This window comes from Candidatus Eisenbacteria bacterium, from assembly GCA_030017955.1.
Lineage (GTDB): Bacteria > Eisenbacteria > RBG-16-71-46 > JASEGR01 > JASEGR01 > JASEGR01.
Window position 1 is genome coordinate 1 of sequence record JASEGR010000077.1, and the last position, 12,602, is coordinate 12,602.

11 protein-coding genes and 1 pseudogene are annotated in these 12,602 nt (G+C 52.2%); 1 reads left to right on the forward strand and 11 read right to left on the reverse strand.

The annotated features are described in order from the left end of the window. Positions 1–177: 177 nt before the first annotated feature. The 11 genes and pseudogenes from QME66_10925 to QME66_10975 all read right to left on the reverse strand — a co-directional run bounded on the left by QME66_10925 (position 178) and on the right by QME66_10975 (position 10,653). Entirely contained in the window at positions 178–885 is a 708-nt protein-coding gene (locus tag QME66_10925; protein MDI6809477.1) for a hypothetical protein, read from the reverse strand. 233 nt (positions 886–1,118) lie between these two features. After that, positions 1,119–2,198 (reverse strand): Mrp/NBP35 family ATP-binding protein, encoded by a 1,080-nt coding sequence (locus QME66_10930; GenBank protein MDI6809478.1) that lies wholly within the window; start codon positions 2,196–2,198, stop codon positions 1,119–1,121. A 74-nt stretch (positions 2,199–2,272) separates the two neighbouring features. Beyond that, positions 2,273–2,452, reverse strand: a pseudogene (locus QME66_10935) (4Fe-4S binding protein). A 135-nt stretch (positions 2,453–2,587) separates the two neighbouring features. Beyond that, positions 2,588–3,316, reverse strand: a complete 729-nt coding sequence (locus QME66_10940) for a creatininase family protein (protein ID MDI6809479.1) — start codon at positions 3,314–3,316, stop codon at positions 2,588–2,590. Positions 3,317–3,422: 106 nt separating this feature from the next. Further along, positions 3,423–4,367, reverse strand: coding sequence for a HAMP domain-containing protein (locus QME66_10945; protein MDI6809480.1), 945 nt, complete (start codon positions 4,365–4,367; stop codon positions 3,423–3,425). Positions 4,368–4,461: 94 nt separating this feature from the next. Next, positions 4,462–7,458 carry a GAF domain-containing protein gene (locus QME66_10950; GenBank protein ID MDI6809481.1) on the reverse strand — a complete coding sequence of 999 codons (2,997 nt, stop codon included), beginning with the start codon at positions 7,456–7,458 and terminating at the stop codon, positions 4,462–4,464. A gap of 93 nt (positions 7,459–7,551) precedes the next feature. After that, complete coding sequence (locus QME66_10955; protein ID MDI6809482.1) at positions 7,552–7,968, reverse strand: hypothetical protein; 417 nt, start codon at positions 7,966–7,968, stop codon at positions 7,552–7,554. A gap of 329 nt (positions 7,969–8,297) precedes the next feature. Further along, positions 8,298–8,570: a EutN/CcmL family microcompartment protein gene (locus QME66_10960; GenBank protein ID MDI6809483.1), complete on the reverse strand. Its 273-nt coding sequence runs from the start codon at positions 8,568–8,570 to the stop codon at positions 8,298–8,300. Between the two features lie 14 nt (positions 8,571–8,584). Further along, the gene (locus QME66_10965; GenBank protein MDI6809484.1) at positions 8,585–9,205 is read right to left on the reverse strand and encodes a GNAT family N-acetyltransferase; all 621 of its coding nucleotides are present in this window, start codon (positions 9,203–9,205) and stop codon (positions 8,585–8,587) included. Between the two features lie 188 nt (positions 9,206–9,393). Further along, on the reverse strand, positions 9,394–9,948 hold the full coding sequence (gene dcd / locus QME66_10970) for a dCTP deaminase (protein ID MDI6809485.1): 555 nt from the start codon (positions 9,946–9,948) through the stop codon (positions 9,394–9,396). A gap of 24 nt (positions 9,949–9,972) precedes the next feature. Further along, on the reverse strand, positions 9,973–10,653 hold the full coding sequence (locus QME66_10975; protein MDI6809486.1) for a metal-dependent hydrolase: 681 nt from the start codon (positions 10,651–10,653) through the stop codon (positions 9,973–9,975). A 262-nt stretch (positions 10,654–10,915) separates the two neighbouring features. Between QME66_10975 and murJ the strand changes: the two genes are divergently transcribed. Beyond that, positions 10,916–12,544, forward strand: a complete 1,629-nt coding sequence (gene murJ, locus QME66_10980) for a murein biosynthesis integral membrane protein MurJ (GenBank protein MDI6809487.1) — start codon at positions 10,916–10,918, stop codon at positions 12,542–12,544. The last annotated feature ends 58 nt before the right edge of the window (positions 12,545–12,602 follow it).

The window sequence follows — 12,602 nt, forward strand, 5'->3', positions numbered from 1 at the left end:
TAACTTGTGGCACTCGATACCATGTTCATGTAAGTTTATGCATAAAGCAGGCTAGTCACCTATTCCTGCCTCCCGTTTCTGCAGACAAAGAGGCGGCTGTCGCTATTATGAAAGAGGAGCCGGAACTGAATCCGGCTCCCAGTATGCTGAATCAAAATAGGTGACTGTCACTATTTATTACCTGTACATCGCCTTCACTCTTCCCCAGGTGCTCGGGGCTGTCGGAAGCGGCTCGCAATCAATCAAGCCTGTAAGAGTAAGCACGCCGCTGATCACCTGAGCACACGGCATCCCCTCGAGCCATGAGCACCAGAGAAACGGATAATTCCTGAGCCCAAACTGGGCCCCCACCTCAATTGGAACTTCGTTGATCACAGCATAGAACATGAATGGTTCCTCGGATGTCACTGTGAAATGTCCCTGATAAGGGTTATAAACCTGGAATTCGAAAAATATGTCGAAAAAGCTTTCTGCCGGGAAACAAGTGCCAGGTTCAATTTCCATGATTGTCCCGAATGAACGCCGGGAGTAATCCAGTATAGCCCTGATTACGTCTCCTTCTCCGGAAAAGCCGCTCATGTCCAGCGACATAAGCTCGGTATTCACGGCCCACTTGCCGGCCTCCTGATCAAAGAATCCAGGGCTTCTTAAGATTCCGAGTGTCCCGCTCAATTCCACGGGGAACGGTTGATCTTGGGACGGACTGCCGGAACCGGAATGCCCGGCAGCCGACTCCGGCATCCCAATCGGGGCGACAATGAAAGAGAAACTCGCGGTGTAGCAGTCAATACCGGCGCCCGGATAACAGCCATCACGAACTGCAAACGCAGGTAACGACGAGAATGCCAAAAGCGCTGCAACAATAGAAGCAACAACAAGTTTCATGGCATACTCCTTTCTTCGACGAAACCCAGGGGGGACTATCTCTCCGGGGGAAATTCGGCCCCAGAATGAGCGGGCTATCCTACTGATTCGACATTAATTATACCATTTCCAGGCGGCTCCTGTCAAGTCGCGCGTGGATTCGGCGGGAGAAAGCTGCTGTCATCGCGGCTCTAACGTGCTAAAAGACAAGCAATTCGCCTGATTCGTAGGCTGTTCCTTGACTCCTCCTACGTCTATGTAACCCGGAAAGCAAGCATGCTGATCTGGGCAGCGGTGGCGCATGCGATGTTCTTGAAGGCTTCTGCTTGAGGGGAGTTGGGGTGGCTGGAAACTGTGGGGGTCCCCTCATCGCCATCAACGCAAATACTTGATTCCAGGGGAACTTCTCCCAGAAAAGACACCCCAAGTTTCTTGCTTACTTCCATTCCTCCGCCGTGATTGAAGATATCACTTCTCTTTCCGCACTCGGGACATATGAAGTAGCTCATGTTTTCGACAACGCCCAGAACAGGCACATTCATCTTCCTGAACATTGCCAGTGCCTTGCTTGCAATCACAAGTGCAACGTCCTGAGGAGTCATGACTATCACAACTCCGGTGAGCGGAACAGACTGGGCAAGAGTAAGCTGCGCATCACCGGTGCCCGGCGGCAAATCAACGATTAGATAGTCAAGCTCACCCCATCTCACGTCCCCAAGAAGCTGCTTTACAGCTCCAGCAACAAGGGGGCCCCTCCATATGACAGGACTTGAATCAGAAAGAAGAAAGCCGAGAGACATAAGATGGATGCCGTCATGGAAAACCGGGATGAGCTTGCCATCGCGGACTTCCGGCTGCTTGTTTACACCCATCAGAAGCGGAATTGTCGGACCATAGATGTCCGCATCAAGAAGACCAACGCGTGCTCCGGTTTCTGCCAGGGCTACCGCAATGTTCACTGCAACAGTGGACTTGCCTACGCCACCTTTTCCACTTGCGACGGCCACAATATTCTTCACGCCGGGAAGGAGCGCCTCGGCCTCTGGAATTCTTCTTCCTACAACTGAGCTTGTGACATTCATGATCACTTCCTTGACCCCTGGTAAGCTCAGGACTGCATGTCTTGCAGACTGCTCAAGCTGGGATTTAAGCGGGCAGGCAGGTGTAGTAAGGACGAGGCTGAAACTGACCTTGCTCCCGTCGACAGAGACATCCTTGATCATGCCCAGAGAAACGAGGTCTTTTCCGAGTTCCGGGTCGAGAACCCTTGAAAGAGCTTCTCTGACCTTTTCCTCGGTCATATGCTCCTGGGGAGTCGAAGCACTCTCATTCATAGGGCACCTGTTTGCTCCGGATGGTCATCGTCATGCCAAAGCGTTACGGCTTGAGGATCTTACGATTCAAGGGGAATTATGCAATCAACGGGACAGACCTCAACGCAGCGAAAGGATTCGCCGTAATCTGCACATTCATCGCAAATCGCCGGGTCAATGCTGTAAACCGACCCGCCCTCGCTTATTGCTCCGACGGGGCACTCCGGTTCACAGTCCCCGCAGCCAATGCATTCGTCAGTGATGCTGAGAGCCATCTTACCTCCTCGGAAGTCCCAATATGAATGGCCTCACTGGCCGGCACTACTTCGGTAACGCCGCGCAATGCCCTCGTCACCCGCTCTTTCCGCCATCAATATTAACCTCACACGCCAGTCCAAGGTCAACAACGTTCACACCCGGGGTTCGTGCAGCCAATCCTCGAGTTCTCTGACGTATTTTTCGAGAATTGCAGATACTACCTTCTCTCCGCACTCCTTTCTTGCACGGGCCGGATCGGTCCCTACCGCGCCGAAAGGATACTTCCCTCTGAATTCAGCACCTGAACAATAGAAACTCCCCTTCACTTCTCGTGTCGAGGCCGCCCTGTCCAGCCTCACAAGCTCGGGTCTAAGGAAAGCCACAACCGACGTCTCGCATGCCGAGGCGTGATGATCCGCCTCTCCAAAAAACTCTACCTCAAGTTTCTTGACTTCGTCATCAGTCCACCAGCTAAAGACCTTGATGCTCAGTTCTTTCTGCTCATTCAAGAGGACCGAGAGCGCCGACGTCATCGGCGCGATATTCCCGCCGTGGCCGTTCAGGACCATTATTCTTCTGAATCCGTGAGTGAATAGTGCTGAGAGGATTTCAGTAAATACCTGCGAGAGCGTTTGAGGCGCGAGACTGACGGTGCCTGGAAATCCCATATGATGAAGCGACATTCCGAAGTTCAGCGGAGGGAGAACCGGGACTCCTGTCTTCTTGGAAACTATCTTGGCAAGCTCAAGAGGTATGATTGAGTCGGTGGATAAAGGCAAGTGCTTTCCATGCTGCTCGCAGCTTCCAATAACAACGATTATTCGGTCGTCTTTCTTCAGGTATTCTTCAACATCGACCCAGGCCATCTCGCCAATAAGCACGGTCTCCCCCCAATCGATTGACTCTTCAGCAAGAGAAGCGATAAACAGGTTAGAGTTCCGCTTTTTCCGTGAGGAGTGAGAATAAACAATAAATCACGAGCTGTCCTTACACAAGTCTTTTTGGCGGGTCTTCTGCCAGGAGGATTGTCTCTGAGCCACGGGGAATCTCTGCAGCAGTCTTCTGCGATTCGCGGAGCTGTCCCGGGATGAGATCGTGATGGCTGGCGCCGGACGTACGAGGTTCGGTCTCCGGCGTTTCAGGCTTCAGCGGCTTGGCCTCCTGCGGCTTGGCAACCGCGCCCTGGAGATTCTCTGCCATCAGATTGAACGACCTGGCAAGGTCTCCGATTTCATCGTTTGAGCGCATGCTCCGGCTCACTTTGACGCGGGCAGACATATCGCCCGCGGCAAGACTAAGGCTCATGCTCCGGAGCTCGCCAAGTCTTCGCACGATACTCAAGTGGACTGCAGCGGCAGAAACGCCAAAGAGCAGAAGCTGGCCAAGAAAAAGAATGAATATTGCGTTTCTTATGCGAACCCAGTCGTGCCTTGGATCCTGGGTGAAAAGAATCGAGAGCTCTTCCGAAAGCAGAAGCATCCGATCGGAATGTGCGCGTATGTAGCTCAGGGCAGAATCCACAAGTGGATTCTCGCGTGGCAGTTCGGTCACAATCAGCACAGAGCCCCAGTAGTTCTTCCACTCTCCTTTGACTTCATGAAGGATCCCGGACATGGACGGATATGCCTTTCCGAGTTCATACTCCCCAACCCTCCCGCCATGTTCGAGCGCCGCGAGTGTCCCGTCGAACTCACTTACCATTCTGCGGAGAGGCGCACGGTGATCGTCATGGCCGAGATTTACCATGAAGGCGAAATAGGCAATCTGCTGGGACAGTAATCCCTGCCGGTCTGCCACATTAACAAGGGCCCGCTGATCCCGGAAATCACTGTAAAGTACAAGGAATACTGCAAGATTTGCGGCCGCGAGCACCAGGAAGGCGAGGAAAAGGATGCCCAACTTCTTCCCGATGCTTACCCTAAGAGGTTTCATAACAATCCTCCGTTACATGTGCTTCGGAATGCCTGCCCGATAAGCGTCACCCGACGAGAGCATACGAAATCTCAAGAAATCTCTTCGGGGGGTTTCAAGCTTGTTGAAGTGCCTGCCGTCTCCCGGCATCGAGAACCCTGCGCACTTTCTTCGCCAGCTGGTCGGGGGTAAAAGGCTTCTGCAGGAAGACAGTCCCAGGGTCAAGCACTCCGTGGTGAACAATGGCGTCATCAGTGTAACCCGACATGTAGAGCACCTTCATCTCGTGACGGGAAACGGAAAGACTCAGAGCCAGTTCCTTACCACTCATCCCCGGCATCACCACGTCGGTAACCATCAGATCAATTGGACCCTCATGCTGCTCTGCAATCAGAACCGCCTCGGCCCCATTGCAGGCCGGCAGCACTCTGTATCCGTTCATCTCGAGTATTTCAAAAACCAGTCCCCGTACATTTTCATCGTCTTCCACCAGGAGAATCGTCTCTGAACCGCGGTGGGCCTCTGCGCCGGTTTCCCCCGCCTCTCGAACTTCGACCTTCTCGCTGACCTGGGGAATATAGATTTTGAAAGTCGTACCCTTTCCTGGTTTGCTGTAGACCCAAATGTCCCCTCCGCTTTGCTTCACAGTCCCATAGACTGTGGCGAGACCGAGTCCAGCTCCTTTGCTCTTGTCCCTAGTAGTGAAGAATGGTTCGAAGATATGTGACTGAGTCTCCTCATCCATCCCGCATCCGGTGTCACTAACTGCCAGCATGCAATACTGTCCTGGTTTCACCGCGTGGTGTTGAGCGACATAGGTCTCGTCGAGATAAACGCTTGCCGTTTCTATAATGAGCTTGCCGCCCAAGGGCATTGCCTCGCGGGCATTGATCGCAAGATTCATGATGATCTGTTCAAATTGAGAGACGTCAACTCTGACCCGGCAGGCGGCACATCCAAAGGCCGTCGAAATCTCTATGTTCTCCCCCACGACACTCCGTAACAGCGGCTCCATCTTGGCCACGATGCTGTTCAGCTCAAGCACCCGTAGCTCAAGTATCTGCTTGCTGCTATAGGCCAGGAGTTGGCGGGTCATCCATGCCGCCCGTTCACTCGCCGCCTCAATTTTCTCAACATTCCTGCGCAGTGGGCTGTCTTCTTCCAGGCTGTTGAGCAGAAGCTTGCTGTGGCCTATCATGGAGGTAAGCATGTTGTTGAAATCATGCGCAAGACCTCCGGCCAGCTGTCCGATTGCCTCCATTTTCTGAGATTGATGGAGCTGTTCCTCCATTTCAAGACGCGAGGTGATATCCCTTACGGTCCCGATCACGGCCTTCGGATTGCCACGCGCGTCGTTGATGACGGAGCAGTTCAATTCGCCGGTGAAACTGCTTCCGTCTGCTCTAAGAAAATCGCACGTGAAACCGCAGGCTGATCCATTGGCCACAACCTCTTTGAAATGAGCCATTGTTTTTTCGCGATCACCCGGAACAACAAGTTCTGAAAACGGCTTTCCTACAATTTCATCGGCGCTCTCGAACCCGTGCAGTTTGAGCACTCGCTCGGACACATAACCAATGCGCCCCGGCAGTTCCACTACAATTACCGCGTCAGGGGACATCCTCACAAGTGTTTCATACATTTGACGGGACTCCTGAAGCGCGCTCTCTGCTTTCTTCCGTTCCGTGATATCCAGCATATATCCTTGGCAATGAGTGACCTCTCCGCCGCCGTTCCTCTTAACGATATTAAAATCATGCACCCAAACTATCCTGCCATCCGGGCAGATGACTCGATATTCTTGTTCATAGGAAGATGCTCCGGATTCGATACGTGCCATCATTTCCGAATTCACTCTTTCCATGTCTTCCGGATGCACTACACCAGCAAACGTGATCCTGCCACTAGTAAAATCCTCCACTTTGAACCCGTACTGTTCCACATTTGGAGAGATATATTCGATTGTCATGTCTTCCTTCGGAGTCCATCTGAATCTGAACGCGATTACCGGTCCTCCCAGGAAAAGTCTTTGCTCTTCTTCCAGCGCTTCTTGTGCCCGCCTCCTGTCCAAGATGAGCTGCACGCTGGTTAAGAAGGCAGTAAGCTGCTTGGCATCCCCTTCAGTGTATTCGGTTTCCTTGTTGGCGACAGCCGCCACAACAGCAATGCGATCTCCGCTGAAAACCGGAACTACGAGCAACCTTGCAATTGGAACATGTCCCTCTGGACACCCTTTCTTGCTGGCACGAGGCGCATCATAGTTATTGATGATGAGGACTTTCCTCTCTCGAACTGCATCAGCCCAGACTCCAGCCGTGGCAATTGGAAACTCAAGCGGTTTGTCTTGGACCTGGCATGCTTGCATCACATCTCTTGACCAAGAATTAACTGTCAACGTAGTTTCGTCCTTGTTGAGGAATCCAAAGAAGCAGAATTGACTCTCAGTCATGGGGCCTATTTCGCTCAGAATCTGGTCGCACAAAGTCTGAAGGTCTGCATCAACCATGCTGGCGATTCTCCATAGTGACCCCAGCCGCGTCCGCAGACGAGATTGTTCCCCTTCGCCCCATTTATGTACTATCGCAGCAGCCAGCGTATTGGCAATGACACTCAGGAATTCTTCTTCTTTCTCGTTTTGGCAATGACCAGTTTCCAGGTAGATATTCATCACTCCGAGTATTCGTTTGCCGGAGAGAATTGGGACACAATAATGACCGTGAGGAGAGACCTCCCGGCCGCAATTCTGATTGTGATCGTGGAGATGATCGACAAACTGCGTCTTGCGTGTGGACGCTGCCAGCCCGCAAACGCATTCGCCGAACGAGATTCGCTTGCATGTGCTTTGGACCTCTTTTGAAAGCCCCCTCTGGGCTTTCAATTCCAGGGTCTCAGATCTCTCGTCTGCAAGAAATATCCCGCCCCCAATATTGGGAGTCAGCCAGGGTATCAAGAGGATCGCTCTAAGTGCCTGATCCAGGAGTTCCTCAAGCGGCATCTCTTCGAGTGAGAGCCGCATGAGCGAGTTGATTATAGTTTGGGTATCACAGCTCTGCCTGATTTCCTCAGCGGAAACTGCCGCGTCTTTCAGCTCTGGATTTTCGCTTGTCTTCATGTCAATACCCGTCCTCGTCAGAGAGCCTCTCAACTTCGCGTCTCAAGTGCCGCCAACAAGCATGTCTGGACCCGTTTCTCAGGCTCTTCACCGCTAAGGAGGAGAGCATGAGGGGCAGTCGGCAAGAAAGCCAGGGAAACGTCTGTTGCATCGAAGGCAAAGCCGCGTCTTTATTTCGAGCCCGGTCGAACCGAGTCTCACAATTCCGCTGGCCACAAGGACCGCTGCAACCCAAGGAAAGGCTTTGTGGCCAATCAACTGCTCTACCCTGTCCACCGATGCAGGATTAACCGGGACTCCTGTTCTCAAGAGCCTCACGTAGGGCTGACAAAAGCACCATTTATGAAGATGTATGCCGTTTGCTTTTTTCCAGCTTTCGTGGTACACGGCAATGAGGTCGTCGCCGTTGCTTCGAACAGGTTTCAGTCTGAAGGATTCAAGGTCTCCGATCGTCTTAAGCTCTCTCCCGGATGCAGTCTTGGCAAATCCCAGTACCTTTGACCAGAGCATTTCGCACTCAAAGTTCGACCTGCATCTGTCACACTCTTTGCTGGCAGGGGAAACGCACCACACAGACGAAATCCCTCTCCTTGTTGGCACCAGAACAAGGTGCAACTGCTTCGGGAAAATCGCATTAGCCGCTGTTCAGAGTATTTGCCTGTTTGAATCTCCGGGCACAAGACTCGTTATAGTTATCAATTCGACTGACGGATGGAACTCTTTAGGTGTTTCTGATGCCTTGTGGCGAGGAGAGTTTTCCGAAATTGCCTGGCAGGACTGGAAAACCATCAAACTGGAGGTTGTATCACGCAACTCAGGGTGAGGCCTTGAATGCGGGGCTACTTCTCGATATTCACGGAGTCAATCACACCGACTATGAGGGTGCGGACTGGCCCCCTCTCTGTGCTCAAGATCTGCGCTGCCGATGTCCCTTCATCAACCAACAAAACGACGTCGCCGGCACCCGCGTCGACAGTATCGAGCGCAAGAATAGTCTTTCCAGTTGGAGCTTTGCTCATGGAGAGAAGCTCAACGATTTGGATTTTCCTGTTGACCAGATGCTTATGCTTAATTGTCGAAACAACATCTCCGACCACTTTTCCTATCCGCATGACCCACCACTCCCTTACTTCTTGAGCCTGTATCTCATCAACAGAGAACTCTTACCGGACTTCTTTGCGGTTCTGAATCCGCATTTCTTGAAGAGAAAATCGGGTTTGAAGTTGAACTCCTCGGCTACAAACGCCTTGGTATAGATAGAGTCCCACTTCAACTTCTTCCCATGATCTACCAGATGCTCCAGCAGCGATCTCGCAACCCCCATTCCCGTGAACCCGGGTGATACGTGAAGGCACCCGATGACGACTGAGTTTTTGCCGGCTCCTGGAATCTGGAGACCAAGACTCCTCGTGATCGCCGCGGGATAGAACTCCACGAACCCTATCGCCTTTCCATTAAGGTAGGCAACGAAACCACAGGATGGGACCTGCTGCAGCACCTCGGAAAGATATTCCGCTTTGAGATTCTTCCCGTTTGACACATCCTGACTCTGAAAATGGGGCTCGGGGTCGGCAGGATGTGAGAAGAGACAGAGCTCCACCACTTCATTCGAGTTAGAAAGTGTCAGAGGCGTGACGACGATTTTGCCTTTTTCCGACATTGCCCCTTTCCAGCAGATCGAGAATCTCCTGGCGATTAGGCGGAGCTGAATCCGCCGCACGGTTCCCCAGGAATACCCCAAAAACATGGATATTCCTTGGGTTTTTCTCCTTCCATGCGTTTACCTGTTTCACGGGAGCCGGACAATTCGACTCTTCAATCCATCCCCTGACTTCTCTAATCCATCTTGAAGTCCACGGACACATTGGAGAGAAGTGAATTTCGATGCACTCGGATTGCTCCTTTGAGCCCGTCCCGGAGTCCATTTTGGGTTGCTCAGAGCTTTGGCGGGGTGACTTTTCTTTGCGCTTGATATTTGCCTCGCTTATCTCTGTACGAAACCCTGCATTCTTCATCAGCCTCGAAGAAAACCACTTGAGCAATCCCCTCGTTGGCGTATATTTTCGCCGGAAGAGGGGTCGTGTTTGAAACCTCGAGCGTGGCCGTGCCCTCCCACTCCGGCTCGAAAGGAGTCACGTTCACGATTATGCCGCAGCGCGCATATGTGCTCTTTCCGAGACAGATCGTGAGCACGTTTCTGGGAATCCTGAAATATTCGACGGTCCTTCCAAGGACGAATGAGTTCGGAGGAATTATGCAGCTATCTCCTTTGAAACTTACGAACGAGCGCAGGTCGAAATCTTTTGGATCTACTATGGTGGTGTTTATGTTTGTGAATACCTTGAACTCGTCAGCAATTCTGACATCGTATCCATAGGAAGAGAGGCCGTACGAAATGCAGTTTTTTCTCACTTGCTTCTCAACGAACGGCGTGATCATGGCTTTCTCAAGAGCCATTTTCTTTATCCATCTGTCGGGTTTTATTCCCAAAGCGCTGCCTCCGGGTCACGCCGCTCACACATCGACGCTTTCTCCAGGTTTCAAGATGATGCATTCACATATCGTCTTGACCTTTTTTCTAAACTCTTCGGGGTCCGCCTTGATCACATCGAAAGTATTGTAGTGCATGGGAACAACTTTCCCGGGCTTTATCATCCTGGTAGCCTCTGCCGCATCGTCGACACCCATGACAAAATTGTCCCCAATCGGAAGGAGCGCAAGATCAATCTTCTGAAGTCTTCCGATGAGCTCCATGTCCCCGAAGAGACCGGTATCGCCACTGTGGTAAATTGTCTTTCCATTCATCGTAAGCAGGAATCCGCAGGGACTCCCGGTGTATTCAATCGTGTCCCCAATGATCGCCGAGCCGTGCCAGGCAGGAGTGAGCTTAACTTTCCCGAACGGGAACTGTCGCGAGCCGCCTATGTGCATCGGATGGCTCTTGAGTCCTTTGCGTTCGCAGTAGATGGCAAGCTCATACGGTGCAATAATGAACGCACCAGTCCTCTTTGCAATTGCCACAGTATCTCCAAAATGATCGCCATGACCGTGGGTCAGAAGAATTGCGTCGGCCGTTATCTTGTCGGGAGAGGTTGAAGCAGAAGGATTCCCGGTTAGAAATGGATCTATTATGACGCTGCTTTCTCCGTCGGTTATGGAAAAACATGCATGCCCAAAGTATGTTACCTTGACCATGCTCCGTCCCTCCTTTCCCTTGAGAGAGAAAGAATATTCTCCGGCAGCGAGCATGTCAACTGCCGCGAATCCGTCCCCTTCGGGGCTGCTCGCTCGTCCAAGAAGGGAGTCCAGAAATTTTCAGAAAGTCGGTTCAAGGACATCTCCAGGCCCACCCGCTGCACAGTACTCCTCATCGACCTTGTGGAGCCCGCCAGAAATGTTCCGGCGTTCGTTTACGTTTGACTTAACCTGATTTCCCTTATACTCTGCCCGAAAGTTCATGGATCCAAAAAACGCAGGTTCCAGGCAGAGAACGAACGTAGCCCGGAGAGCCGGCAAGGTCAGCATCGCCACGATGACAAGCCGGGTCCTTGGCCTGGTCAGGGAGCAAGTCGTCGCTGTATTCTTCGGCGCGGGTTTTGCGACCGATGCTTTCAATGTAGCATTCAGGATTCCCAACCTTCTGAGAGACTTGTTCGCCGAAGGAGCTCTTTCCTCGGCTTTTGTCCCGGTATTCAGCGACCACCTTACGAAGAAAGGCAAGAAGGAAGCCCTCAGTCTTGCGAATTCCATCTTCAATTCCCTCACGATCATTGTCTCTCTGATCTGTCTGCTGGGTATCCTGTTTTCACCTTTTATCACGAAACTCATGGCGCCGGGGTTTTCATCAATTCCCGGAAAACTGGAACTGACAGCCGGCCTTACCAGAATAATGTTTCCATTCCTGCTTTTCATTTCGCTGGCCGCACTCGCGATGGGAGTGTTGAACTCGCTTGACCGGTTCTTCGTGCCGGCCTTGTCCCCGACCATGTTCAACCTTGGATGGATAGGCGGCGCGATCCTTCTTTCGCCTCTCTTCTCGATGGCTGGCATGGAGCCGGTCACATCGATGGCCGTCGGAGTTCTGGTGGGAGGCGCAGCTCAGTTTCTCATCCAAGTACCATTCGTCTACAAGGAAGGCTTCAGGTGGAAGGCCGGGCTGGAACTCAACGATCCGGGCTTGAGGCGTGTTCTGGTGCTGGCCGGGCCGGCTGTTGTCGGCCTTGCTGCAACTCAAGTAAACATCCTCGTGAACACACAGATTGCTTCGTTCCTGAGGGAGGGGAGTGTTTCATGGCTCAACTACGCATTCAGGCTCATGCAGCTCCCAATAGGAGTCTTCGGAGTCGCAATTGCAACGGTAACTCTTCCTTCTATCTCAAGGCACATTTCGGAAGGGAAAACAGATGAGTTCAAGAAGACAATCACTCATTCTCTGGAATTGATCGGCCTCCTCACTATTCCTTGCACTTTTCTCTTTCTTTCCCTTTCATCCCCCATAGTGTCCATTCTCTACCAGCACGGCAGATTCGGCCCATTCGACACTACGCAAACTGCGCATGCGCTTATTTTCTATTCACTGGGGCTCTTCGGTTATTCATCGGTGAAGGTCCTTGCTCCGGCTTTCTATGCACTTGGCACACCAAGAGTGCCTGTGACAATAGGATTCTTCACGGTCGGGACAAATATTGCGCTGAATCTAATTCTCATGAGACCGCTGGGGCACATTGGACTAGCTCTTTCCACGTCTGTGACCGCTTTTCTCAACATGGGGCTGCTTATGAGGAGTCTCAGAAGGAGGACCGGGAGGTTCGGTTTCAGGGGACTGTTCCACTCTGTTCTGAGAATGCTCCTGGCTTCGGCAGCAATGGCAATCGTCGCCCGGTTCTCCTGGTCGATTCTTTCGCGCGCCCTTGGGGGAGAGCGCCTTCTTGCAAGCATTTTTTCTCTTCTTCTGAGTTTCCTTCTGGCGGGGGTAACGATGCTCGTGGTACTCAAACTCATGAAAGCAAAAGAGCTCTCCTATCTGAGAGAGCTTATTCCGGGTTTGGAAAAACCATCATCAGAAGACGACACTCGTCTACCTTAATTCGGGGACACCCATAACCGTGGGTGTCAAGGGTCCTTGCTGCATGACGTCACGTCAT

Bases quoted from the DNA above. Each gene is read 5' to 3' on its own strand.
- QME66_10925 (MDI6809477.1), bottom strand. From the start codon at position 885: ATGAAACTTGTTGTTGCTTCTATTGTTGCAGCGCTTTTGGCATTCTCG.
- QME66_10930 (MDI6809478.1), bottom strand. From the start codon at position 2,198: ATGAATGAGAGTGCTTCGACTCCCCAGGAGCATATGACCGAGGAAAAG.
- QME66_10945 (MDI6809480.1), bottom strand. From the start codon at position 4,367: ATGAAACCTCTTAGGGTAAGCATCGGGAAGAAGTTGGGCATCCTTTTC.
- QME66_10950 (MDI6809481.1), bottom strand. From the start codon at position 7,458: ATGAAGACAAGCGAAAATCCAGAGCTGAAAGACGCGGCAGTTTCCGCT.
- QME66_10955 (MDI6809482.1), bottom strand. From the start codon at position 7,968: ATGCTCTGGTCAAAGGTACTGGGATTTGCCAAGACTGCATCCGGGAGA.
- QME66_10960 (MDI6809483.1), bottom strand. From the start codon at position 8,570: ATGCGGATAGGAAAAGTGGTCGGAGATGTTGTTTCGACAATTAAGCAT.
- QME66_10965 (MDI6809484.1), bottom strand. From the start codon at position 9,205: ATGTTTTTGGGGTATTCCTGGGGAACCGTGCGGCGGATTCAGCTCCGC.
- QME66_10975 (MDI6809486.1), bottom strand. From the start codon at position 10,653: ATGGTCAAGGTAACATACTTTGGGCATGCATGTTTTTCCATAACCGAC.
- murJ (MDI6809487.1), top strand. From the start codon at position 10,916: ATGGATCCAAAAAACGCAGGTTCCAGGCAGAGAACGAACGTAGCCCGG.